30 protein-coding genes are annotated in these 25748 nt (G+C 61.1%); 18 read left to right on the top strand and 12 right to left on the bottom strand.

The window, feature by feature from the left end; translation table 11 throughout:
- Positions 1–36 precede the first annotated feature (36 nt).
- The 4 genes from ABCW43_RS24260 to ABCW43_RS24245 are packed head-to-tail and all read left to right on the top strand — an operon-like array spanning position 37 to position 2484.
- A complete protein-coding gene (locus ABCW43_RS24260) occupies positions 37–1044 on the top strand; it encodes a glycosyltransferase (RefSeq protein WP_345929205.1) in 1008 nt (335 codons plus the stop codon).
- Complete coding sequence (locus ABCW43_RS24255) at positions 1041–1739, top strand: class I SAM-dependent methyltransferase (RefSeq protein WP_345929203.1); 699 nt, start codon at positions 1041–1043, stop codon at positions 1737–1739. Before ABCW43_RS24260 ends, ABCW43_RS24255 begins: the two co-directional genes overlap by 4 nt.
- A gap of 9 nt (positions 1740–1748) precedes the next feature.
- Complete coding sequence (locus tag ABCW43_RS24250; RefSeq protein WP_345929201.1) at positions 1749–2111, top strand: EamA family transporter; 363 nt, start codon at positions 1749–1751, stop codon at positions 2109–2111.
- A 7-nt stretch (positions 2112–2118) separates the two neighbouring features.
- On the top strand, positions 2119–2484 hold the full coding sequence (locus tag ABCW43_RS24245) for a hypothetical protein (RefSeq protein ID WP_345929199.1): 366 nt from the start codon (positions 2119–2121) through the stop codon (positions 2482–2484).
- Here ABCW43_RS24245 and ABCW43_RS24240 read toward each other — a convergent pair.
- Positions 2481–3467: a Gfo/Idh/MocA family protein gene (locus ABCW43_RS24240; RefSeq protein WP_345929197.1), complete on the bottom strand. Its 987-nt coding sequence runs from the start codon at positions 3465–3467 to the stop codon at positions 2481–2483. The two genes, ABCW43_RS24245 and ABCW43_RS24240, sit on opposite strands and share 4 nt — an antisense overlap.
- 191 nt (positions 3468–3658) lie before the next feature.
- Here ABCW43_RS24240 and ABCW43_RS24235 point away from each other — a divergent pair, with 191 nt between their 5' ends.
- From ABCW43_RS24235 to ABCW43_RS24225, 3 genes are all read left to right on the top strand, one after another.
- Positions 3659–4609 carry an aldo/keto reductase gene (locus ABCW43_RS24235; protein ID WP_345929195.1) on the top strand — a complete coding sequence of 317 codons (951 nt, stop codon included), beginning with the start codon at positions 3659–3661 and terminating at the stop codon, positions 4607–4609.
- Between the two features lie 61 nt (positions 4610–4670).
- A complete protein-coding gene (locus ABCW43_RS24230) occupies positions 4671–5666 on the top strand; it encodes an aldo/keto reductase (RefSeq protein ID WP_345929193.1) in 996 nt (331 codons plus the stop codon).
- 115 nt (positions 5667–5781) lie between these two features.
- On the top strand, positions 5782–6726 hold the full coding sequence (locus tag ABCW43_RS24225) for a hypothetical protein (protein WP_345929191.1): 945 nt from the start codon (positions 5782–5784) through the stop codon (positions 6724–6726).
- Positions 6727–6730: 4 nt separating this feature from the next.
- Here the strand turns inward: ABCW43_RS24225 and ABCW43_RS24220 are convergent, their stop codons facing one another.
- From ABCW43_RS24220 to infC, 8 genes are all read right to left on the bottom strand, one after another.
- A complete protein-coding gene (locus ABCW43_RS24220; RefSeq protein ID WP_345929189.1) occupies positions 6731–7354 on the bottom strand; it encodes a hypothetical protein in 624 nt (207 codons plus the stop codon).
- Positions 7355–7432: 78 nt separating this feature from the next.
- Positions 7433–9856, bottom strand: a complete 2424-nt coding sequence (gene pheT / locus ABCW43_RS24215) for a phenylalanine--tRNA ligase subunit beta (protein WP_345929187.1) — start codon at positions 9854–9856, stop codon at positions 7433–7435.
- 44 nt (positions 9857–9900) lie between these two features.
- Positions 9901–10176, bottom strand: coding sequence for a DUF2442 domain-containing protein (locus tag ABCW43_RS24210; protein WP_345929185.1), 276 nt, complete (start codon positions 10174–10176; stop codon positions 9901–9903).
- Positions 10151–10393 (bottom strand): DUF4160 domain-containing protein, encoded by a 243-nt coding sequence (locus ABCW43_RS24205; protein WP_345929183.1) that lies wholly within the window; start codon positions 10391–10393, stop codon positions 10151–10153. The genes ABCW43_RS24210 and ABCW43_RS24205 overlap by 26 nt, the downstream gene beginning before the upstream one ends.
- A 3-nt stretch (positions 10394–10396) precedes the next feature.
- Complete coding sequence (pheS, locus tag ABCW43_RS24200; RefSeq protein ID WP_345929181.1) at positions 10397–11479, bottom strand: phenylalanine--tRNA ligase subunit alpha; 1083 nt, start codon at positions 11477–11479, stop codon at positions 10397–10399.
- Between the two features lie 154 nt (positions 11480–11633).
- The gene (gene rplT / locus ABCW43_RS24195) at positions 11634–12038 is read right to left on the bottom strand and encodes a 50S ribosomal protein L20 (protein ID WP_046627769.1); all 405 of its coding nucleotides are present in this window, start codon (positions 12036–12038) and stop codon (positions 11634–11636) included.
- 39 nt (positions 12039–12077) lie between these two features.
- Entirely contained in the window at positions 12078–12281 is a 204-nt protein-coding gene (gene rpmI, locus ABCW43_RS24190) for a 50S ribosomal protein L35 (protein ID WP_007751830.1), read from the bottom strand.
- A 196-nt stretch (positions 12282–12477) separates the two neighbouring features.
- Positions 12478–13014, bottom strand: coding sequence for a translation initiation factor IF-3 (infC, locus tag ABCW43_RS24185; protein ID WP_345929418.1), 537 nt, complete (start codon positions 13012–13014; stop codon positions 12478–12480).
- A 182-nt stretch (positions 13015–13196) separates the two neighbouring features.
- Here infC and ABCW43_RS24180 point away from each other — a divergent pair, with 182 nt between their 5' ends.
- From ABCW43_RS24180 to ABCW43_RS24170, 3 genes are all read left to right on the top strand, one after another.
- A complete protein-coding gene (locus tag ABCW43_RS24180; protein ID WP_345929177.1) occupies positions 13197–14000 on the top strand; it encodes an alpha/beta hydrolase in 804 nt (267 codons plus the stop codon).
- A gap of 130 nt (positions 14001–14130) precedes the next feature.
- Positions 14131–14745: a transglutaminase-like cysteine peptidase gene (locus ABCW43_RS24175; protein WP_345929175.1), complete on the top strand. Its 615-nt coding sequence runs from the start codon at positions 14131–14133 to the stop codon at positions 14743–14745.
- A gap of 172 nt (positions 14746–14917) precedes the next feature.
- The gene (locus ABCW43_RS24170; RefSeq protein WP_345929173.1) at positions 14918–16465 is read left to right on the top strand and encodes a sensor histidine kinase; all 1548 of its coding nucleotides are present in this window, start codon (positions 14918–14920) and stop codon (positions 16463–16465) included.
- A gap of 155 nt (positions 16466–16620) precedes the next feature.
- Here the strand turns inward: ABCW43_RS24170 and mbfA are convergent, their stop codons facing one another.
- Positions 16621–17604, bottom strand: coding sequence for an iron exporter MbfA (mbfA, locus tag ABCW43_RS24165; protein ID WP_345929171.1), 984 nt, complete (start codon positions 17602–17604; stop codon positions 16621–16623).
- Between the two features lie 238 nt (positions 17605–17842).
- On the opposite strand from mbfA, the gene ABCW43_RS24160 reads away from it, so the two are divergent.
- The 6 genes from ABCW43_RS24160 (at position 17843) to ABCW43_RS24135 (ending at position 22033) form a co-directional block, all read left to right on the top strand.
- Positions 17843–18949 carry a TRAP transporter substrate-binding protein gene (locus ABCW43_RS24160; RefSeq protein ID WP_345929169.1) on the top strand — a complete coding sequence of 369 codons (1107 nt, stop codon included), beginning with the start codon at positions 17843–17845 and terminating at the stop codon, positions 18947–18949.
- A gap of 438 nt (positions 18950–19387) precedes the next feature.
- A complete protein-coding gene (locus ABCW43_RS24155; protein WP_345929168.1) occupies positions 19388–20494 on the top strand; it encodes a TRAP transporter substrate-binding protein in 1107 nt (368 codons plus the stop codon).
- Between the two features lie 358 nt (positions 20495–20852).
- A complete protein-coding gene (locus ABCW43_RS24150) occupies positions 20853–21062 on the top strand; it encodes a cold-shock protein (protein WP_007770461.1) in 210 nt (69 codons plus the stop codon).
- A 126-nt stretch (positions 21063–21188) separates the two neighbouring features.
- Positions 21189–21476 carry a hypothetical protein gene (locus tag ABCW43_RS24145; protein WP_037079707.1) on the top strand — a complete coding sequence of 96 codons (288 nt, stop codon included), beginning with the start codon at positions 21189–21191 and terminating at the stop codon, positions 21474–21476.
- Positions 21477–21527: 51 nt separating this feature from the next.
- Positions 21528–21770 (top strand): 30S ribosomal protein S21, encoded by a 243-nt coding sequence (gene rpsU / locus ABCW43_RS24140; RefSeq protein ID WP_037079713.1) that lies wholly within the window; start codon positions 21528–21530, stop codon positions 21768–21770.
- A gap of 41 nt (positions 21771–21811) precedes the next feature.
- Positions 21812–22033 carry a hypothetical protein gene (locus ABCW43_RS24135; RefSeq protein ID WP_345929164.1) on the top strand — a complete coding sequence of 74 codons (222 nt, stop codon included), beginning with the start codon at positions 21812–21814 and terminating at the stop codon, positions 22031–22033.
- Between the two features lie 61 nt (positions 22034–22094).
- Here ABCW43_RS24135 and ABCW43_RS24130 read toward each other — a convergent pair whose 3' ends face one another.
- Positions 22095–23309, bottom strand: a complete 1215-nt coding sequence (locus ABCW43_RS24130; protein ID WP_345929162.1) for an MFS transporter — start codon at positions 23307–23309, stop codon at positions 22095–22097.
- Between the two features lie 200 nt (positions 23310–23509).
- The gene (locus ABCW43_RS24125; RefSeq protein WP_345929160.1) at positions 23510–23680 is read right to left on the bottom strand and encodes a hypothetical protein; all 171 of its coding nucleotides are present in this window, start codon (positions 23678–23680) and stop codon (positions 23510–23512) included.
- 189 nt (positions 23681–23869) lie between these two features.
- Between ABCW43_RS24125 and ABCW43_RS24120 the strand changes: the two genes are divergently transcribed.
- Both ABCW43_RS24120 and ABCW43_RS24115 read left to right on the top strand, forming a co-directional pair.
- On the top strand, positions 23870–24478 hold the full coding sequence (locus ABCW43_RS24120) for a TetR/AcrR family transcriptional regulator (protein ID WP_345929158.1): 609 nt from the start codon (positions 23870–23872) through the stop codon (positions 24476–24478).
- A gap of 57 nt (positions 24479–24535) precedes the next feature.
- Positions 24536–25729, top strand: coding sequence for an MFS transporter (locus ABCW43_RS24115; RefSeq protein WP_345929416.1), 1194 nt, complete (start codon positions 24536–24538; stop codon positions 25727–25729).
- Positions 25730–25748: the final 19 nt, after the last annotated feature.

The following is a 25748-nucleotide window of genomic DNA, read 5'->3' as shown; positions in this document are numbered from 1 at the left end:
TCCCGCGTTCGGTTTTCCATGTATCGAGTGAACAACATGACCGACGCCCTGACCGGCCATTTCGACATCGCGATCCTGCTGCCCTGCTATAACGAAGCGATGACCATCGCCGGCGTGGTGCGCGGGTTCCGCGAGGCGCTGCCAGGGGCGCGGGTTTATGTCTACGACAACAACTCCACGGACGGCACCGCACTTCAGGCCATGCTTGCAGGTGCGCTGGTGATGCGCGAACGCCGGCAGGGCAAGGGCCATGTGGTGCGGCGCATGTTCGCCGATATCGATGCGGACGTCTACATCATGGCCGACGGAGACGGCACCTATGCGCCGCAGGATGCGGAGGAGCTGGTCCGCACGCTTCTGACCGAGCGCGCCGACATGGTGGTCGGTACCCGCCGCGGGGTGCATGCGGATGCCGGCCGGCAGGGTCACGCAGCCGGCAACCGGCTGTTCAACTTCCTCTACCGGACGGTGTTCGCACCCGACTTCACCGACATCTTCTCCGGCTACCGTGCCTTCTCGCGCCGTTTCGTAAAGAGCTTCCCGGCCGTTTCCGGCGGGTTCGAGATCGAGACCGAGATGTCGGTGCATGCCTCGCTCCTCAAACTGCCGGTCTGCGAGATCGAACTCGATTACGGCAGGCGCCCGGAAGGCTCTCATTCCAAGCTCTCGACGTTCAAGGACGGCGCGAAGATCCTGTGGATGTTCGCCATGCTGATGAAGGAGACGCGGCCCTTCGCGTTTTTCGGCCTGATCAGCGGCGCCTTCATGGTGGCAAGCCTGATCTTCATGGCGCCGGTGCTAGTCGCCTATTTCCAGACCGGCCTCGTCGAGCGCATGCCCACCTGGGTCTTCTCGCTGGTGCTGATGCTGGTTTCGCTCTTGATCTTCACCGCCGGGCTGATCCTCGATTCCGTCTCGCGCGCCCGCGCCGAGCAGCTCCGCATCCATTATATGAGCCTGCCGGCCAGCGCCCATGCGGCTGGTCCCGTGCAAACTCCCGCCCAGCCCGCCAAGCCCGAGCGGCGCAGGACCAAAGCGGCATGAACCGGGAAACCACCAATCGCATCCGCTTCGTCATCGAAGACCTGCTGCCGCCGATCCTGCGGGATTCGCGGCTTTTCCTCTGGCTGGCCAAACGCGTCTGGGGCGACCATATCAGCCACCTTGCCCGGTTCCGGGAGCGGGCGCCATTCCTGACGGCGGAGGAATATGCAGACCTTTACCGCAATCATCCGCGCGTCCATGAGGGCACCGACAATTCGGCGGCCTGCATCCGGCGCATCAACTCCATGATCACCGGGACCAGCGTCTGCGATGTCGGCTGTGGTACCGGTGCCCTGCTCACCCATATCCGCGCCGCCCATCCCGAACTCAAGCGCCTCGCCGGCGTCGATTTCGTCGTTGAGGATGCCGCTGCCATCGAAGGTGTCGAATATGTCGCCGCCAGGATCGAAGACCTGCCCTTTGCCGACGGTGAATTTGACACAGTGATCTGCACCCACGTGATCGAGCACGTGCTGGAATATCAACGGGCGATTGCCGAACTGCGGCGGATCGCTAAAAGGCGGCTGATCATCGTCGTTCCGCGCGAACGGGAAGCTCGCTACACGTTCAACCCGCATTTCAACTTCTTCGCCTACACGCATTCCTTCCTGCGCGCCGCGCATCCGGTACCGGAGGTCTATACCTGCGAGGATATCGGACGCGACATCTTCTACAGCGAAGACCGGCCAGGCTGAGGGTTTTTCATGTTCGTTTCGCTTTCCCCCATCACCTGGCTCGGGCTTCTCGGAACGCCGCTGCTTATCGCCCTGGGCCAGGTTCTGTTCAAGATGACCAGCTCCACCACCGGCGATTTTTCGCTGCGCGGGCTCGCGGCGCTCGCCGCCAATCCGGTGCTGATCGCGGCACTGGCGCTGTACGGGTTCGGAACGATCGTCTGGATCTATGTGCTCAAGTCCGTGCCGCTGACGCTCGCCTATTCGTTCATGGGGCTGACATTCTGCTTCGTGCCGCTTCTGGCGCAATTGTTCTTCGGCGAACCGCTGACGTTTCGATACGCGCTCGGGACCGTGCTGATCTTCGCCGGTCTCCTGGCCATCAACGGCTAATCGCGCGATGACCCGCCGTGCCCGGTTCGCGCTTCTTCTCGTGCTGCTGATCTTCGTCGATGCGCTGCTCCTGCAGCTGCTGACCACGGCGACCGAGGCCGGCACGCTTTTAGACCGGCTTATATCGCTCGGGGCGGGCCTCGTTGCCGTGCTGATCCTGCACAGGATCGTTCCCGCGGCTCGGGATCAGGCACGCCAGCCGGGCTTCGGGCCGCTTGTCGCGATCGGCCTTGCCCTTAACTACGGAGTTTTTGCAGCGCTGGTTTCGCGCGCGCCGCATGTGCAGCCGCTCGTGCATCTCGGTTTTTCCTGGGCCTGCACACTGCTTTTCGGCGGCTTCGGGCTATACCGCATCCGCCGCTGGCGGAACTAAACCTTTTCCCAGCCGTCATGGCCGCCGGCGCGATAGATGGCGTCGATGAACCGCTGGTTCTTCAGCGAATTCTCGAGCGTCACGACTTCGACCGGCTCGCCCGTGGCGGCCTTCGCGAAGGCCTCCGCCTGGCGCTTGTATTGCCGGCTGTCGGGGAAACGGAAGATCTGCGACACCGCGTGGTTCTGGTTGGTGAGTTCGATTTCCTCCGCACCCCAGCGGCCGGCATTGAAGGGCGACTTGACCTCGATGTAACCTTCGGTGCCATGGAAGACCATCAGCTGGCGGGCGGCCATCTGGGTTGCGATATAGAAGGTCATTTCGAACGAACCGAAATCCGCCTTGACGCTCGAATAGATATCCGTGCCGAAACCGGGATCGCGCTCCACCCGCGCCTGCACCCGCTGCGGCTCCTGGCCGGTGACGAAACGGGTGGTGATCGTCGGGTAGACGCCGATATCCGGCAGCGCACCACCGCCGAGTTCGGGGATATTGCGCATGTTGGACGGGTCGCGGTTGAAATAGCTGAACGAGCCCTGCACGTGCTTGAGCTCGCCGATCGCCTTTTGGCTCAGAAGCTCGCGTACCTTCAGCCAGACCGGTGCGTAAGTGACCATGAAAGCTTCGCAGATCAGCTTGCCGGTGCGGTCGCGCACCTTGATCAGCTCTTCGATCTCGCTCGCCTTGATGGCGATCGGCTTTTCGGAAAGCACATGCTTACCGGCTTCCGCCGCCTTGATCGACCATTCGACATGCTGGCTGGAGGGCAGCGGAATGTAGACGGCATCGATGACGTCTGACGCCAGCATCTCGTCGTAGGAACCGAAGGCATGCGGGGCGCCGAAGCGGTCGGCGAGCGCGCGGGCCTTGGCGAGATCGCGGCTGGCAAAGGCGGTGACGACGCAATTTTCCGCGTCCTGGATCGCCGGCACCACCTGTTCGTGGCCGATCCTGGCAGTCGACAGGATTCCGAAACGCAGCATGTAAGCCTCCCTATGGCGTTGTTGCCGCACCTTATTGGGCCACCGCAGGCAGCGCAATGTCACGCCGGATGCGACGCTTGAAAAAGTGATCGTCCGCCCAAAATAGGGACTGGTCGGCGGCGGAACATCGGCTAATCTCAGGCTCCTTTCCCAAGCTCATCCACTCATTTTAAAAATTTTGGAGGAATATCATGGAGCTGCGCGCACTCGGCCGGACCGGCCTTTCCATTTCGCCCGTCGTTCTCGGCGGCAACGTGTTCGGCTGGACCGCCGACGAGCGGACGTCGTTCGACATCCTCGACCGGTTCTTCGATGCCGGCTTCAACACGATCGACACGGCCGACAGCTACAATCGCTGGGTGCCCGGCCATGTCGGTGGCGAGTCCGAGGCGATCATCGGCAAATGGCTGAGGAGCGGCGGTATCTCCCGTGACAAGGCAATCATCGTCACCAAGGTCGGATCGGACATGGGCCAGGGCAAGAAAGACCTGTCGGCCAAGTGGATCCTCGAAGAGGTGGAGAACTCGCTGCGCCGCCTGCAGACCGACCATATCGACCTCTATCTCGCCCACTGGCCGGACGAGACGGTTCCCTACGAAGAGACGCTCGGCGCCTTCGCCAAGCTGAAGCAACAGGGCAAGATCCGGGCGGTCGGCTGCTCCAACCTCGACGCCCGGATGCTGCAGGACTCCTTCGACGCCGCCAGGAAAGCCGGACTGCCGCGTTACGACGTGCTGCAGCCGCAATACAATCTCTATGACCGCGACACGTTCGAAGGCCCGCTTGCGGATCTTTGCGTGAAGGAAGAGATCGGCGTCATCAACTATTACGGCCTCGCCTCCGGCTTCCTGACCGGCAAGTACCGCGACAAGGCCGATACCGAAGGCAAGGCACGCGGCGGCCGGGCGCTCGGTTATCTCAACGACAAGGGCCTGCGCATCCTTGCAGCCCTCGACGAGGTCTCGGTCGAGACCAATGCCGAGCCTGCCTCGATCGCACTCGCCTGGCTTTACCAGACGCGCGGCGTCACCGCGCCGATCGCCAGCGCCACCAGCACCGGCCAGCTCGACGCGATCATCGCCGCCGGCAGCCTGACGCTTTCCGCCGACCAGATGAAGCTGCTCAACGAAGCGGGCGCCTGATCAATCCAACGGGCGCCACGAAACGCCCGTCCGTTTTCTGCGATCACAAAAGGAGGCTCTCATGAAAATGAGGAAGCTCGGAAAAGAACTGACCGTATCCGCCGTCGGTCTCGGCTGCATGGGCATGAGCCACGGTTACGGCGGCCAGGACGAACAGGAGGCGATCAGGACGCTGCACCGCGCCGTCGATCTGGGCGTCAATTTCTTCGACACGGCGGAAGTCTACGGCCCTTTCAGGAACGAGGAACTGCTCGGAAAGGGGCTGAAGCCCTTCCGCGACAAGGTCGTCATCGCCACCAAGTTCGGCTTCAAGATCGATCCGAATGCCTCCGACGCCCGGGCCATGTCCGGTCTCGACAGCCGTCCTGAACATGTGCGCGAAGTGGCGGAAGCCTCGCTGAAGCGCCTCGGCGTCGAGGTAATCGACCTCCTCTACCAGCACCGCGTCGACCCGAACGTGCCGGTCGAGGATACCGTTGGCGCCATGGCCGAACTGGTAAAAGAGGGCAAGGTCCGTGCGCTCGGGCTCTCGGAAGCCGGCGCCTCGGTCATCCGCCGCGCCCATGCGGTGCATCCGATCTCCGCCTTGCAGAGCGAATACTCCCTCTGGACCCGCGACCCGGAAGGCGAGATCCTCGACACCTGCCGCGAGCTGAATATCGGTTTCGTCCCGTTCAGCCCGCTCGGCCGCGGTTTTTTGACCGGCAAGATCCAGAAGCCGGAGGATTTCGGCGCGGACGACTTCCGCAACACGCTGCCGCGCTTCAGCGCCGAGAACATGGCCGCCAACGCCGCCCTGGTGAAGATGCTGGAGGACATGGCAGCGCAGAAGGGCGTCACCGCCGCGCAGCTTGCGCTTGCCTGGGTTCTCGCCCAAGGCGATTTCATCGTGCCGATCCCGGGCGCCAGAAAGATCCCGCATCTGGAACAGAACGTCGCCGCCACCGAGATTTCGCTTTCGGCGGACGAACTGAAGACGCTGGGCGACATGCTGGCGCCGGAAAAATTCTCGGGAACCCGCTATGCGGCACAGGCAATGGCCTGGACGAACAGGTAGCAGCGAGATCGAGCGCCCTTGCACAAGGGCGCTCTTGCAATGTGATGTTGCATCACCTTTACTAACAGTTGAAACGTGTTATATTTCAACTCATGGTCCAAGAAGGGTTACGGCCATGGGGCAAATTTTCTCGTACCTTCCTACCTTGTTGAAAAGGTTGCCTAACTGGCTCATCAACATTGTAGTTCTGGTCTTCGTCTTCCTGTTTTCCATTCTAGCGATGACGCCTAGGATGGTCACCGGCACTATAAATTGCACCACGCTTCAGCAGGATCGTTGCGGGAAGATCTCGCTCAACGTGAATTTCGATGGACGGGATATCCGCACCATTGTATTCGATGGGACCGGCACTTTTTATATTCCCATCTACTCGGCCTTTTCTTCTCAAAAAGCGACCGTCTATTTTTCCGATGGCGTGATCGATCGCCAGATCAATCACCGGCTTCTATTCGATATGGAATCGATCTGGCAGGGCAAGCAATTTGAGGTGACGCTGGTGGAAACCACTCCCGGCAAGTTTGACCCTCCGAAGATCGTCACCGATGGCGGGAACTGGCTCGGCTTCATCGGATCGGCAGTCGCGTCCATTCCGCGCGCGTTCGATCATTCGGCATATGCCGCCGAAATTCTGACCTATGACGAATATCTCAAGAGACAATCGCCGGGGTCATCCCCTTCTCCTACCGAAAGCCTCGGAATGGAGGAAAGCGGAAAGATCGATCGCGCCGTGCAGGACGCCTATGGTAAAGCGCTGACGAATCTCCCACAGAGAAATCCCGTCGAAACGGAATCCCTGAGAAAGCTATCGATCGAGCAGATTTCGAAATTCAATACGGTGGTCGAGCAGCAGGTCGGGGTCAGTATTCCCCCAGAGCATTGGCAATATCTCTCCACCGGCAAAGACGCTTCCGACTACCTGAAATCCTTCAAGGTGCTCGAGGCCGAACATCCTCAGATATTCAAGAAGAACGTCAAGAGCTGGTCGGAGATGGAGCAACGGTTCATCGACGCGACCGGCACTCCGCTGGTTGTCGTGCCGGGCCGACCGACGCCCGGTTGAAGTTCTAGCGCCCCGGTCCCAATTCCGGGAACCCCTCGTAGAATTCGGAGTGATCGCCTTCGTTGTTGGGCATGCCGATCTTGGTGAGAACGCCACGCGGCTCGGCAAAACTGCGGATGCGGCGGGCCGGTTTTTCGTGCCACTGGATGTTCATCGCCCAGAGTTTCGGAAAGACCATGATCGAGCTGTAGGGCAGATGGTCGTGGATCCACCAGGCAAGCTTCTGCCATTCCCCCTCCCGTTCATGATTGTCGATCAGCCACGGCACGACCACGCAGGCGGTGGCGCCTATGAACCCCTTGGCATCGCGCCGATCCCAGATATGGTCGGCGGCGGTATTGGCGTTCGAGGAACAGTTGAGATTGTTCCTGTTGCCGAATTCGTTGACCTTGGCGCAGCGATACCCGGAGCGCAGATGCAGCCGCCCGAACGTCGCCTGCAAAGGCTCCAGCAGTTCCTCGCAAAGGTGCCGTCCCGCCTCGATCGCCAGGTCTGGATCTTCCGGAATGTTCGGGATGGCGTAGAAATTGGCGATCTCCGAAAACAGGAAATCGCGGAAGAAGAAGTTCTTCGATAGCCGCACCCGGCCGAGTTCCTCCAACCCTTTCATCGATCCCGGTGTGCGCATCGTTCCTCCAACAAAAAAGCCTGCCCCACGTCATTCGTGCGGCAGGCTATCTTTGCGCAGTGATTCAGGCCACCCGTTTCAGGCGCGGAGAACCCCACCCGTGGTCTTTTCGACATTGGCAACGATCTTGCCGGTCAGCGCGTCAAAATCCTCGTCGGTCAGCGTGCGCTCGACCGGCTGGATCAGCACTTCGATCGCCACCGACTTGCGGCCCTCGCCGAGCGATGCACCTTCGAACACGTCGAAGACGTTGACGCCGGTTATCAGCTTGCGGTCGGCGGTTGTCGCAGCCTTGACGATTGCCCCGGCTTCCACATCACTCGAAACCACGAAGGCGAAATCGCGCTTTACGACCTGGAACGGTGAAAGCTCGAGCGGCGGCTTGGTGCGCGTCGCCTTCTTCTTCGGCTCCGGCATGGCATCGAGGAAGACTTCGAAACCGCAAAGCACGCCGGAAACGTCGAGGGCGCCCAGCGTCTTGGGATGGAACTCGCCGAAATAACCGAGCACGACTTTCGGGCCCATCTTGATCGTGCCGGAGCGGCCCGGATGATACCAGGCGGGCGCACCCTTCTCGATCTGCACGTTACCCATCGGCAGGCCGCAGGCCTCCAGCACCGCCAGCGCATCGGCCTTGGCATCGAAGACATCGACCGGCTTGCCGCCGCCCTTGGCAGTGTTGGACCAGAGACGGCCGGTGCCGTTGATCGAGGCCGTGCCGCGGCGGATACCGCCGGCAACGCGGCGCTGGCCTTCCGGCCTGTCGTTTTCGTAAGTGCCGGACACTTCGAAGATCGCCACGTCACCAAAACCCTTGTCGGCATTGCGCTGGGCTGCGGAGAGCAGGCCCGGCAGCAGCGACGGCCGCATGTCGGACATGTCGGCCGCAATCGGGTTGGCCAGCTTCAGCCCCCGGGCGCCACCGCCGAAAAGCCTTGCCTGGTCTTCAGGAATGAAGGACCAGGTGACCGCTTCCAGCATGCCGCGCGAGGCAAGCGCCCGCTTGGCGGTGCGGGTGCGGATCTGTAGGGTTGTCAGGATCTTGCCGTTGACGCTCGACAGTTTCTCGATCGGCTCCGGCCTGATCTGGTCGACGCCATGGATGCGCATGACTTCTTCGACGAGATCCGCCTTGCCATCGACGTCAGGACGCCACGACGGCACGGTCACCGAGACGCGCTCGCCGGAACCCTCGACGGCAAAGCCGAGGCGCGTCAGGATGTGGCGGCTTTCCTCGGTCGAGACTTCGAGGCCGGTCAGGCGCTTCACTTCCGCATAGGGGAAATCGACGACCTTCGGCTGATGACCCTTGTAACCGACGACTTTCGCTTCCGCGGCCACGCCACCGCAAAGTTCCAAGACCAGCTGGGTCGTGCGATCAAGGCCGGGAACCATGTATTCCGGATCGACACCGCGCTCGAACCGGTAACGTGCATCGGTGATGATGCCGAGCGAACGACCGGTCTTGGCGATGTTGATCGGGTCCCAGAGCGCCGACTCGATCAGCACGTCGACGGTGTTCTCGTCGCAGCCGGAATGTTCGCCGCCCATGATGCCACCGATCGATTCCACGCCGTTGTCGTCGGCAATGACGACGTTGCCGGGGTTCAGCTTGTATTCGCGCGTATCAAGCGCCAGCACCGTCTCGCCTTCCAGGGCGCGACGCACCGTCAGGTCGCCCTTGACCTTGGCGGCGTCGAAGACGTGCATCGGTCGGCCGTGGTCGAAGGTCATGAAGTTGGTGATGTCGACCAGCGCGTTGATCGGACGAAGGCCGATCGCCTTCAGCCGCTGCTGCATCCAGAGCGGACTCGGGCCGTTCCTGACGCCGCGCACGAGGCGCAGGCCGAAACCGGGGCAGAGCCGTTCGTCGTCGAGAATGATCTTCAGACCGACGGTGGTCTGGCCTTCGGTCTTGAAGTCCGGCTTTGCCTGGGGCTTCAGCGTGCCAAGGCCCGACGCCGCCAGATCGCGGGCGATGCCGTGGATCGAGGTGCAGTCCGGACGGTTCGGCGTCAGATTGATCTCGATGACCGGGTCGTCGAGACCGGCATAGGAGGCGAACGGCGTGCCGACCGGCGCATCCTCGGCCAAATCGATGATGCCGTCGTGATTGTCGGACATGTCGAGCTCTTTTTCCGAGCACATCATGCCATGGCTTTCGACGCCCCGGATATTGCCGACGGCGAGCGTCACGTCGATGCCGGGAACGTAAGTGCCCGGCTTCGCAAAGGCGCCGATCAGGCCGGCCCGCGCATTCGGCGCACCGCAGACGACCTGCACCGGCTTGCCGTCACCGGCATCCACCATCAGCACCTTGAGGCGGTCGGCGGACGGGTGCTTTTCGGCCGAGAGCACCTTGGCGATGACGAACGGCTTGTAGGCAGCCTTGTCGTCGATATCCTCGACTTCAAGGCCGATCGCGGTCAGGCGCTCGCAGATTTCATCAAGGGTCGCATCCGTTTCCAGATGATCCTTCAGCCAGGAAAGCGTGAATTTCATTGTCTTTGTTCTCGTCTCAAAATCATCAGGAGTATCGTGCTCGATTAAGCAGCCTTTTCCGGAGCCGTGGCTTTTGGATATTTCCAGCCGCTCAGCATTCCCCGGATGGACAAATCCTCATCGACATCCGGCCAATGAACCCCGGCAAGCATGAGCTCAATATTATTCCGCTCAGCCGGCGACGCTGTATAGAGGCGCGGATACCACCAAAGAGGGGTAATCACTTCGCGTCCGTCCGCGAGCCGGACATGCACATTGTGCAGATCGCACCATGCCTCGATGGGCCGTTCATTTTCAGGATACAGACTTGGAGAATTCATCCCATGCCTCCACAAACTGGCCGTGGTGATCTGTAACAACTTCCATAATACGCTTGAGATCTCCGGCGTTAAAGCCCTTGGCCTCGACCAGTTCGATAGGCTCCAGCCAGATCTTCGCAGTGCCACCATGTCCTGCAACATGGATGTGCCGCGGCTCTCCCATATCGAAACCGTAGAAATGGAAACGGAAGCCGTATTTGCGAAGAACGGTCGGCATCTCTTACTGGCTCAACCCACCAAACAGCGTCGGCATGTCGAGCGGGCGGAAACCGTAGTGGTTCATCCAGCGGACGTCGGCGTTGAAGAAGTCGCGCAGGTCCGGCATGCCGTATTTCAGCATGGCGATGCGGTCGAGGCCCATGCCCCAGGCAAACCCCTGGAACTCGTCCGGGTCGAGCCCGCCGGAGCGCAGCACGTTCGGGTGCACCATGCCGCAGCCGAGGATTTCCATCCAGTCGGTACCCTCGCCGAACTTGACGATCGGGCCGGAGCGGTCGCACTGGATGTCGACTTCGAAGCTCGGTTCGGTGAACGGGAAGAAGGACGGGCGAAAGCGCATGGTGACGCTGTCGACCTCGAAGAAGGCCTTGCAGAATTCCTCGAGGATCCAGCGCATGTTGCCGACATGCGACTTGCGGTCGACGACGAGGCCCTCGACCTGATGGAACATCGGCGAATGGGTCGCGTCGCTATCCTGGCGATAGGTCTTGCCGGGGATGATGATGCGGATCGGCGGCTTCTGTGCTTCCATTGTTCGCACCTGCACCGGCGAGGTATGGGTGCGCAGAACCTTGCGCTCGCCATTCTCGTCGGGCTGGAAGAAGAAGGTATCGTGCATCTCGCGGGCAGGGTGGCCCTCCGGGAAGTTGAGCGCCGTGAAATTGTAGTAGTCGGTCTCGACGTCCGGGCCTTCGGCGATCGAGAAACCCATGTCGCCAAAGATGGCGGTGATCTCGTCGACGATCTGGCTGATCGGATGGATGCGGCCGCGTTCCGCAGGCGAGGAGCGCACCGGCAGCGAGACGTCGACCGTCTCGGCCTTGAGGCGGGCCTCGATCGCCGCGTCTTTCAGCACCGTCTTGCGCTCGGTGATGGCGTCGGTGATCTCGTTCTTCAGTGCGTTGATCGCGGCGCCGCGGGTCTGGCGTTCTTCCGCCGACATCGAGCCCAGCGTTTTCAGGAGCTCGGAGACGGAGCCCTTCTTGCCGAGAGCGCCGACGCGCACGGCCTCGATCGCCGCCTCGTCGCTGGTGCCGGCGATTTCCGCCAGGAGCGAAGTTTTCAGGTTTTCCAGATCGGACATGGTTTCTTCCGTTTGATGCTCGGCGAGATCTATTGCGAGGTCGTGACGGCTGTTTGGGAAATAACGTGCGGGGATGCCAAAAGAAAAACCCGCGCCAGCCGTAACCAGCGCGGGTTTCCCAAAATCAGTAAAGCAAAAGCTTGGGAAGCGCTGGTTAACGAACCGCGCTTTCAAACTCGTTGGTGGTGCCGGCGTCCTTGAGGTACTCAAGAGCCTTCTTCGAAGCGGCAACCAGAGCACCGAATGCTTCCGGCTCATGGATTGCCATGTCGGAGAGAACCTTGCGGTCGACTTCGATACCGGCCTTGTTCAGGCCGTCGATGAAGCGGCCGTAGGTGAGGCCGGATTCGCGGACGGCAGCGTTGATACGCTGGATCCACAGGGCGCGGAAATTGCGCTTCTTGACGCGACGGTCGCGGGTAGCGAACTGACGCGAACGATCGACGGCAGCCTTTGCTGCGCGGATCGTATTCTTGCGGCGGCCGTAGAAACCCTTGGCTGCCTTCAAAGTCTTGGTGTGCTTGGCGCGGGAAGTGACGCCCCGTTTTACGCGTGCCATGTCATGATCTCCTTAACTGATCCAAAAGTGACGAGGGTCTCAGAGACCGTTCGGCAGGTAGTTCTTGATAACCTTCTTGCCATCGGGTTCGGCAAGGATCATCGTTCCGCGCGCATCGCGGATGAACTTGTTGGACCGCTTGATCATGCCGTGGCGCTTGCCAGCGGCGGCTGCAACGACTTTGCCGGTGGCGGTGATCTTGAACCGCTTCTTGGCAGCCGATTTCGTCTTCATCTTGGGCATTTTGCTACTCCAGTTTTGTATCGAAACCACAGACGATGCTGGTTTCAAGCATTTAGAACAGCCACGGCATGCCCTGCCGGACCGTTCGGAACGCGCGCTTATAACCGCAGTCGGTCAAAAGCGCAATGGGAAAGAAAAACGCGGCAAAGGCCCGGCCGAAATGCCGGCAAATCCGCTAAAGGTAAATGGTGGGCGCTTATTTCGGCGCCAGCACCATCATCATCTGGCGGCCCTCAAGCTTCGGCTCGGCTTCCACCTTGGCGATTTCCGTGGTGTCGTCCTTCACCTGAAGCAAAAGCCTCATGCCGAGTTCCTGGTGGGCCATTTCGCGGCCGCGGAACTTCAGCGTCACCTTGACCTTGTCGCCCTCTTCAAAGAAGCGGTTCATCGCCTTCATCTTCACGTCATAGTCATGCGTGTCGATGTTGGGACGCATCTTGATTTCTTTGATTTCGACGATCTTCTGCTTCTTGCGGGCTTCTGCCGCCTTTTTCTGGTTCGCATATTTCAGCTTGCCGAGATCGAGGATCTTGCACACCGGTGGCTCGGTGTTCGGCGAGATCTCGACGAGATCGAGGCCGGCGTCCTCGGCCATCTTGAGGGCCTGCTCGGTCGGAACGATACCCAGGTTCAAGCCTTCGGCATCGATAAGCTGGACCTTCGGAATGCGAATTTCCCGGTTGGAGCGCGGCCCGTCCTTAACAGGGGCATCGGTTTTGAATGGTCTGCGGATGGTCGTATTCTCCTAGATTGTTTCGGCACCGCAGCGACACATCGAAAGCGTCCGGCTTGCGGCCGACGGCAATGTCGTGATCGCTACGGCGAAGTCAATAGCATAGCCGCGCGAAAAAATCACCTGCTGTCCTATGCCTAAGAATCTGTTTTATAGGCGCGGCAAAACCTCAGGATTCCACCATGACCGACGCTGCCAACCTCACCCGCAAAACGATCACCGTCGGCTCCGGAACGCTTGCGCGGGAGATCGCGATCATCCACCGGGCGGCGCGCAAGAAGAAGTCCGGGCCTGCTTTCGTCTGGCTCGGCGGCTACCGGTCGGACATGGCGGGCACCAAGGCCGTCGAGCTCGACGCGCTCGCCGGCGAACTCGGGCTCGCGGCGATCCGGTTCGACTATTCGGGCCACGGCACTTCCGGCGGCGCCTTCCGGGACGGGACTATCTCGCGTTGGCTGGAGGAGGCAATCGCCGTCCTTGACGACATCAAGCCGAAACGCGTCATCCTGGTCGGCTCCTCAATGGGAGGCTGGATTGCGCTGCGCCTCGCGCAGGAACTGAAGAGACGAAAGAAGGCGCCGAAGGTTGACGGCATGGTCCTCATCGCGCCGGCGCCGGATTTCACGGCGGAACTCATCGAACCCAATCTTGGCGAGGTTGAGCGGCAGTCGCTTGCCGAGCGCGGCTATTTTGAGGAGCATTCCGAATACAGTCCCGAACCCAATATCTATACGCGCGCCCTCATCGAGGACGGCCGTCGAAACCTAGTCATGACCGGGATTATAGAGACCGGCTGCCCGGTCCACATCCTGCAGGGAATGAAGGACCCGGACGTGCCCTATGCCCACGCATTGAAGCTCGTCGAATTCCTGCCGGCCGACGATGTCGTCCTGACGCTGATCCGGGACGGAGACCACCGGCTCTCCAGGCCGCAGGACATCGAAAAATTGCGAGCCGCGGTCTCGGCCCTAATATTGAATGATTAAATTTTGGGCTGAGACAAAAATGTTGCAGCCTTAACCATAATGCGAGCGATGACCCGTTAACAAAAGTCACGGATTGACTCTTTCTCCCGTCCGCCCTTAACGTTTCATTAGGATTTGAAGGGACGGGTCCATGATGATAGCCTTGCAGGCGCGGCGCATAGCCGTGATCCTAGTTAGCGTACTTGTACCAGTGAGTGCTGCAGTTCCGGCTCCAAGGCCAATGGCCGCAATGGTCACCGGCGCCGTCACTTCCCAGCCGATCGGCCATTACGAATTCTGTCAAAAATATGGGGCGGAATGCTCCATCAAGAGCCGTTCCGCTCCTTCCCCCAAGGTCAGCGCAAAAGGCTGGGCTGCCGTCCGCCAGATCAACCGGGCTGTCAACGCCCGCTACATCGCCAAGACCGACAAGGAAGTCTACGGCCGCGAAGAGGTCTGGAGCTATCCGACCAATTTCGCCGATTGCGAGGACTTTGCGCTGGAGAAGCGCAAGGAACTGGCGGCGCAGGGTTTCGCCCTTTCCGATCTCCTGATGACCGTTGTCCGCAAGCCGGACGGCGAAGGCCATGCGGTCCTGACATTGCGCACGTCCGACGGGGATTTCATCCTGGACAACCTCGATAACGAGGTGAAGCCCTGGTTTGCGACGCCCTACACCTTCCTGAAGCGTCAGGCCTCGTTCAACACGGGACGCTGGGTTACCATCGAAAACGGCCGCGACCTGCTGGTCGGCGCATTGAAATAACATGCAGCCCTGAGTACAGATTGACATTCGCCCGCATCATCCAGGTTGCGGGCGAATGTTTTTGGTATCGCTTTGTCGGAAGACATTTCCCCGATGCGTCCAACCTGCTAGGACGGAATCTCTGAAACCGGAGCGGGTTGTGCGTGACGATGTGAAACCAGGCTTGCCACACGTGCCCCGTGCAACGAGGCCCACCCTCCCGATCCTGCTGACCGGCTTGTTCACCGTCGCCCTGCTGGCGGTCGCCGGTCTTATTGTCCTCGAAAACTACCGAACTGCCCTGAAGGAAGGCGAGGCTCGCGCGCTCTCATCCGCGCATGTGGTCGCGGCCCACCTGGAGTGGATGATCGAAGCAAGCGACCAGGCCCTGCGGCGCATCGGGACCGAGGTGGGAGACAGGCCGATCGATGGCTCGCCCGGTCTTGCGGCCGACCTGTCGCGAGCTGTCGGGCAACTGCCGGCGGGTTTTCAATATTCGCTTCTCGATGACACCGGCGTGGTCCGCTTTTCCAGTGCCGGCGGGAATGCTGCCGGAAATGTCTCCGACAATCACAGCGAGCGCTCATATTTCAGCAGGCTGAGGGATGGCCAGGAGCTGACATTCACCCAGCTGCTCGACAACGAACGTGCCGGCAAGCCATCCTTCACCGTCGCACGGCGGATCGAGCGAGACGGGATTTTCCGGGGCATCGCCAGCATTACCATCCCGAACGAGAGCCTGGACGGCTTCTGGGCCTCGATGGGGCTCGGGCCGAACTCGACGATTTTGATCATCAGGGATGACGGGTGGTTGATGGCCCGACGGCCGGCGACGATGCGCCCGATCGATCTCAGTACCACCGCGTGGTACCCGATGACGCGCCAAATGCCCTCCGGCTTCTACCACAGTCCGGTCTCGCCGATCGACGGTCATGCCCGCATCGTCGCCTTCTGGAAAGTCTCCGGATGGCCGCTGATCGCGCTTGCGGCCATCGCACGGCAGGAAATTCTCGACCAGTTCTGGCGCAATCTCTTTTCCGACGCGCTGGTCATGCTGCCACTGATGGCGCTGCTGGTCCTCGGCGCCCTCTGGATCAACCGCCTTCTCTATCGCACAGCAGCCCGCAACGAAGAACTGGAGCAGGCGGTGGAGCGCAACCGCTTCCTGCTGCGGGAAATTCATCACCGGGTGAAGAACAATCTCCAGGCGGTGCTGGCGCTCGTGCGGCTACAGGCCTTGCCGGTCGATGCGCGCGACGACATGACGAGGCGCATTGCGGCGATGATCGCCGTGCACGAGCAGATCTACCAGAACGATCAGTTCGAACAGGTCGAGGTGGCGCCCTATGCCACCAAGCTGATCACCGACATCGCCTCGGGATACGAGACGCCTGTCGTTCTCGACCTCAAGCTGCAGCCGCTGACCGTGGATCGCGAGCAGGCTTTGCCGCTCGGGATGATCATCAACGAGGTCGTTTCCAACTCGTTCAAATATGCCTTTGCCGGCCGTCAAGGTGGCAGGCTTACGGTTGAACTCCGCCAAGACGGCGACAATCTCAACCTCGTCATTCGCGACGACGGACCGGGCATCGAGGCCTTCAATCGGGCCGGCGGCATGGGCAGCAAGCTGATCACCAATTTCGTCAAGCAACTCGGCGGGCATTTCACCACCCACAACGACGGCGGCGCGGTGTTTTCGCTCGAAGTGCCGCGGGTCAGGGCGCCACAAGCAGCGGCGTGAGAGCGACTCAGGGCGTTTCGCCGGCAGACTCTTGCCCTCTCGTCTCAGCTTGGGGAGTTCGCCGCACCGTATCCCGGCCCTTCGCCTTAGGCTCAGGGCGTTCAGCGCTCAAAACGCTCCACTGGAGCGTTTTGACGGCTTGCAGCCGTCGCGCCTCACCCATTCCCGATCAGAATACCTGCGGCGAGCACCAGCGAACCGCCGAACACCACCTGGACGACTGCCCTGAGGAACGGCGTTTCCATGTAGCGGTTCTGGATGAAGGCGATCGCCCAGAGTTCGAAGAAGACGATGATCGCGGCGACGATGGTCGCGGTCCAGAAATGCGGGATGAGGTAAGGCAGCGTGTGGCCGAGGCCGCCGAGCGCCGTCATGATGCCGGAGGCAAACCCACGCTTGATCGGCGAGCCGCGGCCGGAAATCTTGCCGTCGTCGTGTGCTGCTTCGGTAAAGCCCATGGAAATGCCCGCACCGACCGAAGCCGACAGGCCGATCAGGAAGGTCGACCAGGTGTCACCGGTCGCAAAGGCCGCTGCAAAGATCGGCGCCAATGTCGACACGGAACCGTCCATCAGGCCTGCGAGGCCCGGCTGCACATAGGTGAGGATGAATTGGCGGCGGGCGGTCTCGTCTTCTTCGGTCTTCACGTCGTCGGTCACGTGCTTGTCGCCGAGCATGCGGGCGATATCCTCATGCCCCTGCTCGGCAATCGCCAGATCGCCGAGCAGCTGCCGGGTCGATGCGTCGGAGACCTGCTTTGCCGCCTCGGTATAGAACCGGAAGGCCTGCTGCTCCATGGCTTCCGCCTGTTCCCGGATAGTGTCGAGCGGCAGGTTGCGGGTCAGCCAGTCGGGCTTGCGTTCGTAGAAACCCCTTACATGCTCGCGGCGGATCAGCGGGATGCGCTCGCCGAAGCGCGAGCGGTACATCTCGATCAGCATGTTCTTATGGGTCTGCTCGACCTCCGCCATGTCTTCGAACACCTTGGCAGATGACGGGAACTGGTCTTTGAGATTATCCGCATAGGCGAGATAGATTCGCGCATCCTCCTCTTCCGACGCGATGGCGAGCGCCAGGATTTCCTTCTCGTCGAGGGAGGCGAAGGCGCGCTTGGAACTGGAAAGAAGACGGGCGAGCATGAAAGACCTCTTATTAGAATTATTCTAAACTAAAGCCTCACCTGAAAACTTCAAGGGATTTCTGCCTCGCCAGGATCGAAAGGCGGCTGGAATGCGCGGCGCAACATCCGGAAAGCTTTGCTGCGGTGCAGCGTAATCTTTTGGATTTTTTGCTTGCTGTTCCCGAAACGAAAGGACTATGAGCGGCCCGCGCGGGCAAAAATCCGGGCACCTCCCAAAGTTTAGAAGGCATAATCCCATGAACCGCAGAAACTTCTTCCGGCAGGCAGCGACCGCCGGCGTGGGCGCCGCTGCAGCGACCGCGCTTGCTGCGCCTGCCATCGCCCAGGAATCCCCGAAGATCACCTGGCGGATGACCTCGTCGTTCACCAAGAATACCGACATCCTCTGGTCCGCGGCCACCGACATCGCTGAAAGCGTCAAGGAAGCGTCGGACGGCAACTTTACGATCCACACATTCGCCGCCGGCGAAATCGTGCCGCCGCTGCAGGCTGCGGATGCCGTTTCCAACGGCACCGTCGAAATGGCGCATACCTGCGCCTATTACTATATCGGCAAGGATCCGACGTTTGCGCTCGGCACCGCCGTTCCGTTCGGTCTCAACGCCCGCCAGACCAATGCATGGTTCTCGGTCGGCGGCGGCAACGAACTGCTCAACGACTTCCTCGGCGGCTACAATCTCTTCGCGCTGCCGGCCGGCAATACCGGTGCCCAGATGGGTGGCTGGTACCGCAAGGAAATCAACACGATCGACGACCTGAAGGGCCTGAAGATGCGCATTGCCGGCCTTGCAGGCCAGGTGATGCAGAAACTTGGCGTCACCCCGCAGCAGATCGCCGGCGGCGACGTCTATGCGGCGCTCGAAAAGGGCACGATCGACGCCACGGAATTCGTCGGTCCCTATGATGACCAGAAGCTCGGCTTCGTGAAGGTCGCGAAGTACTATTATTATCCGGCATGGTGGGAAGGCGGCCCGGCCGTCCACGCCTTCATGAACAAGGACAAGTTCAACGCCCTTCCGAAGAGCTACCAGCGCATGATCAAGGATGCATGCGCCAATGCCAACCAGAACATGCTCTCCCGCTACGACACCAACAACGCCAAGGCGCTGCGTCAGCTCGTTTCGGAAGGCGCGGTCCTGAAGCCGTTCAGCCCGGAAATCCTCGAAGCCAGCTACAAGGCTGCCCTCGAAGTCTATGCGGAACTCAACGCCAAGAACGCCGCATTCAAGAAGATCTACGATAGCCAGCAGGCCTTCAAGAAGGAAGGCTATCTTTGGAACCAGATCGCCGAATACAGCTACGACACCTTCATGATGGTGCAGCAGCGCAAGGGTACGCTGTAATCAGCGTCCGAAGTTGAGCATCAAAAAGCCCGGAGCATCGCTTCGGGCTTTTTTGTCCATCAGCCGTCGACCAGCTCGATATCGCCCGCCATCCTGTCGCGCGGGCGCCCGACATCGCGGGCTGGCGAAGCGATCAATGCGGCCGATCCGGGTTATACGAAGGCCGATTTTAACGGCCATACGGGTTATCGCACCGTCGAACAGGCGGCAGAGGCGCCGGTGCGGCTTGCCATGCTCGGGCCGGACGGTCCGACGGCGGGCTATTTCTTCGACGATCAGACACTTTCCTGGCGAATGCCGCGACCCGGCCGGCCCGACGTTGGGCCGGCCACCAGTGCGAGTTTTTGGAATTTCCTTGCCGTTCCGGAAATGAAAGGATTATGAGCGAGACCGACGGGGCCGGGACAGGCCGCCCACTTCGCTTCAAGGAGGACTTTCATGGATCGCAGACATTTCTTCAAGCAAGCCGCCACGGCCGGGGTCGGCGCAGCCGCTGCGACCGCGCTCGCCGCTCCGGCACTCGCCCAGGAAAGCCCCAGAGTGAATTGGCGGCTGACGTCGTCTTTCCCGAAAAGCCTCGACATCATCTTCAACGCCGCCAACCAGATCGCCGACAGCGTGAAGAACGCGACGGATGGCAAGTTCACCATCCAGACTTTCGGGGCCGGCGAAATCGTACCGCCGCTGCAGGCGGCAGATGCGGTGGCCAACGGTACGGTCGAGATGGCCCATACCTGTTCCTACTATTACATCGGCCAGGATCCGGCGTTTGCGCTCGGCACCGCCATTCCCTTCGGCCTCAATGCCCGCATGACCAATGCCTGGTTCACGGCCGGCGGCGGCAACGACCTGATCAACGAATTCCTGGCCCCGCGCAACCTCTATGCCCTGCCGGCCGGCAATAGCGGCACCCAGATGGGCGGCTGGTTCCGCAAGGAGATCAACACGATCGACGACCTGAAAGGCCTGAAGATGCGCATCGCCGGCCTCGCAGGCCAGGTGATGCAGAAGGTCGGCGTCACGCCTCAGCAGATCGCCGGCGGCGACGTCTATGCCGCACTCGAGAAGGGCACGATCGACGCCACCGAATTCGTCGGCCCGTATGACGACCAGAAGCTCGGCTTCGTGAAGGTCGCCAAGTACTATTATTATCCGGCCTGGTGGGAAGGCGGCCCGGCCATGCATGCCTTCTTCAACCTGGAAAAGTTCAAGGGCCTGCCGAAGAGCTACCAGCAGATCCTCACCGACGCCTGCGCCGCGGCCAACATGAGCATGCTCGCCAATTACGATGCCCATAACGCCACGGCGCTGAAGAAGCTCGTCGCCGAAGGCGCGATCCTGAAGCCCTTCAGCCGCGAGATCATGGATGTCTGCTTCAAGGCGGCGATGGAAACCTATGCCGAACTCTCGGCCAAGAGCCCGGCTTTCAAGAAGATCTACGACAGCCAGCAGGCCTTCAAGAAGGACGCCTATCTCTGGGCCCAGATCGCCGAATATTCCTACGACACCTACATGATGACGCAGCAGCGCGCCGGCACGCTCTGACCGTCGCCGTCAGATTAAATGCACCAAGCCCGGAGCGAACCTCCGGGCTTGGTACCTGAAAAGCGGTCGTTAATGCGCCATTACCGGCCTGCGAACCGGCCAAGGCGGTTGCTAATTTTAATATTGCATTGTAAAATCATGCCGTTGATAGAGAAAATCGGCATCACCGTTGAGCTCCCGGAAAATTAAATCTCCGCGGCAGCATTGATTATCAACGGATAAAGCTTATATTGACGCTATCGAAAATTGCTTGCGACCTTTGTTCACGGGCCTGGTGCTCAGTCAGATTTCCTCTCAAATATCGATCAAAGCGGATGGAATACTGTCCGCAATCTCTAACGATTGAAAGGAAATCGTTATGAATACTGGCACCGTAAAGTGGTTCAATAGCACCAAGGGTTTCGGCTTCATTCAGCCTGATGACGGCGCGACGGACGTTTTCGTTCACGTTTCGGCTGTTGAACGTGCCGGCATGTCTTCCCTGACGGAAGGTCAGAAGATCTCCTACGAGATCGTTCGCGACCGCAAGTCCGGCAAGAGCTCGGCCGACAACCTCCGGGCCGCATAAGGATGTCATTCGCCTCGGCTGACCACGGATGTACTGGCAGCGACGGCTTGAATGACGGGAAGAGGTCGGGGTAACGCCCGGCCTTTTTGTTTTGCCCCGGCTTTCGGCCGGTCCAAGGAGAACACGATGAGCGCAAATGTCTATGCCATAGGCGATAACATCGTCCTCAAGGCAGGCCTTACCCGGACCGCCACTGGCGACCGGACATGCCGCGTCGTGGGCCTTTTGCCGGCAGCCGATCGCGGTGAAAACCAATACCGGGTACGTTTCGGCAGCGAGAATTTCGAGCGCCGGATCGTTGAAAGTGATATCGACACTTCCGAGACCGCATCGTCCGCCAAGAAGGACGAGGCTTCCGCCGACGCTCCGAGCGGACCGTGGCTGAAGCCGTCGAGCATTCGCATTGGCAAGTGATTCAACACTTCGATCGAACGCGGGATCTGCCCGCAATGGAAAGGATTTAGTTTGCAGGTTCTAGTCAGAGACAACAACGTCGAGCAGGCACTCCGGGTGCTGAAGAAGAAGATGCAGCGCGAAGGCGTCTTCCGCGAGATGAAGGCGCGCAGCGCCTACGAGAAGCCCTCCGAAAAGCGGGTACGCGAAAAGGCCGAAGCCGTTCGCCGCTACCGCAAGCTTGCGCGCAAAAAGATGCAGCGCGAAGGCCTCCTGCCGGCGCCCAAGAAAGTGATCCGTCCGGCACGCGGATAACTTGTCAACCGCACGGACACCCCATCAGGAAGGAGGATATTATGGCCGCCACCAAGGACGAATTCTTCAATCCCACCAAGCTTTCCGCGCGTGACAAAGCCGCTGCGACAGATCACACCGCGCGCTCGATCATCAGTGCGGAAGCGACCCAGCGGGAAAAGAAAACCGAGAAATTGAGGCAACTTCGTCTCGAACGCGAAGCCGCGGAGCCTGCTCCGGCCCCGGCTCGAGCCAAGAGCCGCAAGGCCCCAGCCGATCACTGAATGTCAAAAAGCCCGGAATTTTCCGGGCTTTTTGCTGCGTGGCTCACAGCCCGGGAGCTGCTCAGGCAGCCTGGAGCTGCGCCGGCCGGCGCGGCAGCGGCGGAAAGGCGAGAGCGATCGCCACCGCCCCGAGGCCGACCAGTGCCGAGCCGAAGAACAGCCAGTCGTAATTGGCAAAGTGGTCGAAGGCCCAGCCGCCCGCAAGAGGTCCGAAGGCCATGCCGAGACTCGACAGCATCGCCGCCGCACCGAACACGGTACCCATGATCTTCGGCCCGAAATACTCCCGCGCCAGCACCGCATAAAGCGGCATCACGCCGCCGTAGGTGCCGCCGAAGATCACCGCCAGGGTATAAAACTGGCCGAGGTCGGTCACCATCGTGTAGGCTGCGATGACGACTGCCTGGATCATCAGCCCGCCGATCAGCACCGGTTTGACGCCCAGTCGGTCGGCCAGCACGCCGAACAGAATTCGGCCGCCGAGGCCGGCCGCGCCCTCGACGCTGTAGATGCTGACGGCCGCCATCGGCGCCACGCCGCAGAACATCGCATAACTCACCATGTGGAAGATCGGGCCGGAATGGGCCGCGCAGCAGGCGGCGAAGGTGAGCCCGAGCACCAGGAACTGCGGCGAGCGAAACACCCGCCACAGCGGCATGCCGGCGCCTTCAGGCTGCGGTTCAGAGGCCGTGCCGCCCGCAGCCGTCACGGCTGGCGGATTGCGGACCAAAAAGGCCGTCGGCAGGAGCAGTATCCAGGCGCCGATGCCGATGAAGAGCATCGCCAGGCGCCAGTCGTCATAGGCGGTGATCAGCCAGCGGGCGAAGGGCGAGATGGTCATCGGCGCCATGCCCATGCCGGCAGATACCAGCGAGACCGCCAGGCTGCGATGCTCGTCGAACCAGGACATGGTGACGGCGATCATCGGAGCGAAGAAGGCGCTGGCGGAAAGCCCGATCAGGCAGCCATAGATCAGCTGGAAGGCGATGAGGCTTTGCGTCTGGCTGGCGAGCACCAGCGCCAGACCGAGAAGTGCGGCCCCGATCAGCACGACGACGCGCGCGCCAAACCGGTCGCTCAGCGTGCCCCACATGAAGCCGCCAAGGCCCATGACGATGAAATTGAGCGTCATGGCGCTCGAAATGCCGGCACGCGACCAGCCGGTCGCCTTGGCGATCGGCTCGATAAAGATGGCCAGCGAGAACATCGTGCCGACGGCGACACAGCCCATCAGGGCGCCGGCGGCGACGATCACCCAACGATAATTGCTACTCATGTCCATTCCCCTATGTCAAAGGTTCCGAAATCCGGAGGGATTGCGCAGCATCGCAATGCATCCTTGAACCTAGGACGTCCGGGTTCTACCCTCCCCGACAGACCGAACCGATTTTTTTTCGCAACCGGATTTTTTAGAGTCTACGACAAAAAGCCCCGCACGCGGCGGGGCTTTCCAAATCCGTTGATCGTGGTGACGTCTTAGTTGCTGCCGGTGTTGGGACGGTTCTTGCCGACATTGGTGTTGGTCGATGCCGTCTTGCCGTCCGGATTCTGACCGTAATAGGTGCCGCCGAGGTGGCCGCCGGAACTGGTGTTCTCGACCTGGCGTTGGGCGCGTTTGACGGCCTGTTGTACGTCACTCTTGCTCATGTCTGCCTCCAGCTTTGGGGTTGGTGACAGGGACGTAACCGTCAGGTGTGCCAAGTGTTCCCTGCCGATTTGCAGGAACCCGCCCCCCGGCCGACACCGAAGCTTCACACACCACGGGCAGGTTTTCCCTTGACGAAGCGCAAAGGCGCCTCTATTTGGGAACGATCGTTTCCAAAATAAGCCGACATCATGGACATCAAGACAGCGACGCGCCCGCCGGGTCGTCCCCGCGAATTCGAGATCGAAGAAGCGCTCGACAAGGCGATCGTCGTCTTTTCAGAGAGGGGTTATCACGCCGCCTCGATTTCGGAGCTGAAGGACGCGATGGGGCTTGCCGCCGGCAGTCTCTACAAGGCGTTCAAGGACAAGAAGGCGATCTTTCTCGCCAGCTTCGACCGCTACAAGCAGGTTCGCAATGCGCTTCTCGACCAGGAACTGGCCGAAGGCGCGAACGGCCGCGACAAGGTTTCCCGCATGCTGCGCTTTTATGCCGAAGCCTCGCATGGCCAGAACGGCCGGCGCGGCTGCCTCGTTGTCGGCACGGCGATCGAGCTTGCGGTCTACGATGCGGACGCCGCCGAGCGGGTGGGCCGCTCGATGGCCCGGACCGAAGCCATGATCGAGGCACTCATCCGCGAAGGCCAGGCGGATGGCTCCATTCCGCCGGCAATCGATCCCCTCGCCACAGCCCACGTCCTGCTCTCTGTGACGCAAGGCCTGAGAGTGCTCGGAAAAACCGGGCCGAACCGGGATCGGGCCTTCTCCGTGGTCGATGCGGCCATGAAACTTCTCGACTGATTTTTCAATGCAATCCTTCCTCCCAAGGAGCTTCCCATGACCACCAATACCGCAACGATGGCTACGCCGGCGGCCGCCTCAGGCTTGTCTGCCGCCATGACCTTCGTGATGGCCGCCGCCTGCGGGCTGATCGCCGCCAATCTCTATTATGCCCAGCCGCTCGCCGGCCCGATCGCTGCTTCGATCGGCCTTCCGGCCAGTGCCACGGGCCTCATCGTGACGCTGACCCAGATCGGTTACGGCCTCGGCCTGCTGCTGGTCGTGCCGCTTGGCGACCTTCTCGAAAACCGCCGCCTGATCCTCACCATGATCGGCGTCGTCACAGTGGCGCTGCTCGGCGCCGGCCTCTCGACCGCCTCGGTGCCGTTCCTTGCCGCATCGCTGGTGATCGGCGTCGGCTCCACCGCCGTGCAGATGATCGTGCCGTTCGCCGCCAGCCTGGCGAACGACGCCAATCGCGGCCGGGTGGTCGGCAATGTCATGAGCGGGCTGATGATAGGCATCATGATGGCCCGGCCGGTCTCGAGCTTCATTGCCGAGTTTTCCTCCTGGCACATCGTCTTCTTCCTGTCGGCGGCGGTCATGATCCTGCTCGGCTTCGTGCTTGCCGCCCGGCTGCCGAAGCGCATGCCGCAGACGAAGCTCTCCTATATCGCCCTGCTCGCTTCGATGGGCCGCCTTTACGCCACCCAGCCGGTTCTGCGCCGCCGGGCATTCTACCAGGCGTGCCAGTTCGCCACCTTCAGCCTGTTCTGGACGGTGACGCCGCTGGTTCTCGCCGGCCCCGCCTTCCATCTCAGCCAGGCCGGCATCGCGCTGTTCGCGCTGGCCGGTGTCGCAGGCGCCATCGCCTCGCCGATCGCCGGACGCCTTGCGGACCGGGATCTCGGGAAGCCCGCGACGATATTCGGTATCGCTGCCGTCGCCGTCGCATTCCTGATCACCCATATCGCACCGGAGGGCTCGGTTATTGCACTCGCGCTGCTGACGATCGCTGCCATCCTGCTCGATTTCGGGGTGACGATGACGCTCGTGATCGGCCAGCGGTCGATCTACAATCTCGGCGCGGACCTGAGAAGCCGGCTCAACGGCCTCTACATGGCGACCTTCTTCTGCGGCGGCGCAATCGGTTCGGCCGTCGGCGCCTGGGCGTTCGCCGAGGGTGGCTGGCTGCTTGCCTCGTCGCTCGGCCTGGCCCTGCCGGTCATCGCCTTCCTGTATTTCCTGACGGAAAAGCGCGCCAGGGTTTGAGGCGACAGGACAAGATCAC

The organism is Neorhizobium tunisiense (assembly GCF_039631515.1).
GTDB lineage: Bacteria > Pseudomonadota > Alphaproteobacteria > Rhizobiales > Rhizobiaceae > Neorhizobium.
Note: the sequence above shows the minus strand (reverse complement) of the source record. Positions and strands in the feature narration are given on the sequence as shown.

Bases quoted from the DNA above. Each gene is read 5' to 3' on its own strand.
- ABCW43_RS24120 (WP_345929158.1), top strand. From the start codon at position 23,870: ATGGACATCAAGACAGCGACGCGCCCGCCGGGTCGTCCCCGCGAATTC.
- ABCW43_RS24255 (WP_345929203.1), top strand. From the start codon at position 1,041: ATGAACCGGGAAACCACCAATCGCATCCGCTTCGTCATCGAAGACCTG.
- pheT (WP_345929187.1), bottom strand. From the start codon at position 9,856: ATGAAATTCACGCTTTCCTGGCTGAAGGATCATCTGGAAACGGATGCG.
- rplT (WP_046627769.1), bottom strand. From the start codon at position 12,038: ATGGCACGCGTAAAACGGGGCGTCACTTCCCGCGCCAAGCACACCAAG.
- ABCW43_RS24180 (WP_345929177.1), top strand. From the start codon at position 13,197: ATGACCGACGCTGCCAACCTCACCCGCAAAACGATCACCGTCGGCTCC.
- ABCW43_RS24245 (WP_345929199.1), top strand. From the start codon at position 2,119: ATGACCCGCCGTGCCCGGTTCGCGCTTCTTCTCGTGCTGCTGATCTTC.
- ABCW43_RS24115 (WP_345929416.1), top strand. From the start codon at position 24,536: ATGGCTACGCCGGCGGCCGCCTCAGGCTTGTCTGCCGCCATGACCTTC.
- ABCW43_RS24220 (WP_345929189.1), bottom strand. From the start codon at position 7,354: ATGCGCACACCGGGATCGATGAAAGGGTTGGAGGAACTCGGCCGGGTG.
- rpmI (WP_007751830.1), bottom strand. From the start codon at position 12,281: ATGCCCAAGATGAAGACGAAATCGGCTGCCAAGAAGCGGTTCAAGATC.
- mbfA (WP_345929171.1), bottom strand. From the start codon at position 17,604: ATGCTCGCCCGTCTTCTTTCCAGTTCCAAGCGCGCCTTCGCCTCCCTC.
- ABCW43_RS24150 (WP_007770461.1), top strand. From the start codon at position 20,853: ATGAATACTGGCACCGTAAAGTGGTTCAATAGCACCAAGGGTTTCGGC.
- ABCW43_RS24250 (WP_345929201.1), top strand. From the start codon at position 1,749: ATGTTCGTTTCGCTTTCCCCCATCACCTGGCTCGGGCTTCTCGGAACG.
- ABCW43_RS24235 (WP_345929195.1), top strand. From the start codon at position 3,659: ATGGAGCTGCGCGCACTCGGCCGGACCGGCCTTTCCATTTCGCCCGTC.
- ABCW43_RS24125 (WP_345929160.1), bottom strand. From the start codon at position 23,680: ATGAGCAAGAGTGACGTACAACAGGCCGTCAAACGCGCCCAACGCCAG.
- ABCW43_RS24160 (WP_345929169.1), top strand. From the start codon at position 17,843: ATGAACCGCAGAAACTTCTTCCGGCAGGCAGCGACCGCCGGCGTGGGC.
- ABCW43_RS24240 (WP_345929197.1), bottom strand. From the start codon at position 3,467: ATGCTGCGTTTCGGAATCCTGTCGACTGCCAGGATCGGCCACGAACAG.
- ABCW43_RS24225 (WP_345929191.1), top strand. From the start codon at position 5,782: ATGGGGCAAATTTTCTCGTACCTTCCTACCTTGTTGAAAAGGTTGCCT.
- pheS (WP_345929181.1), bottom strand. From the start codon at position 11,479: ATGTCCGATCTGGAAAACCTGAAAACTTCGCTCCTGGCGGAAATCGCC.
- ABCW43_RS24230 (WP_345929193.1), top strand. From the start codon at position 4,671: ATGAAAATGAGGAAGCTCGGAAAAGAACTGACCGTATCCGCCGTCGGT.
- ABCW43_RS24210 (WP_345929185.1), bottom strand. From the start codon at position 10,176: ATGAATTCTCCAAGTCTGTATCCTGAAAATGAACGGCCCATCGAGGCA.
- ABCW43_RS24205 (WP_345929183.1), bottom strand. From the start codon at position 10,393: ATGCCGACCGTTCTTCGCAAATACGGCTTCCGTTTCCATTTCTACGGT.
- ABCW43_RS24145 (WP_037079707.1), top strand. From the start codon at position 21,189: ATGAGCGCAAATGTCTATGCCATAGGCGATAACATCGTCCTCAAGGCA.
- ABCW43_RS24175 (WP_345929175.1), top strand. From the start codon at position 14,131: ATGATGATAGCCTTGCAGGCGCGGCGCATAGCCGTGATCCTAGTTAGC.
- ABCW43_RS24260 (WP_345929205.1), top strand. From the start codon at position 37: ATGACCGACGCCCTGACCGGCCATTTCGACATCGCGATCCTGCTGCCC.
- ABCW43_RS24135 (WP_345929164.1), top strand. From the start codon at position 21,812: ATGGCCGCCACCAAGGACGAATTCTTCAATCCCACCAAGCTTTCCGCG.
- ABCW43_RS24155 (WP_345929168.1), top strand. From the start codon at position 19,388: ATGGATCGCAGACATTTCTTCAAGCAAGCCGCCACGGCCGGGGTCGGC.
- ABCW43_RS24130 (WP_345929162.1), bottom strand. From the start codon at position 23,309: ATGAGTAGCAATTATCGTTGGGTGATCGTCGCCGCCGGCGCCCTGATG.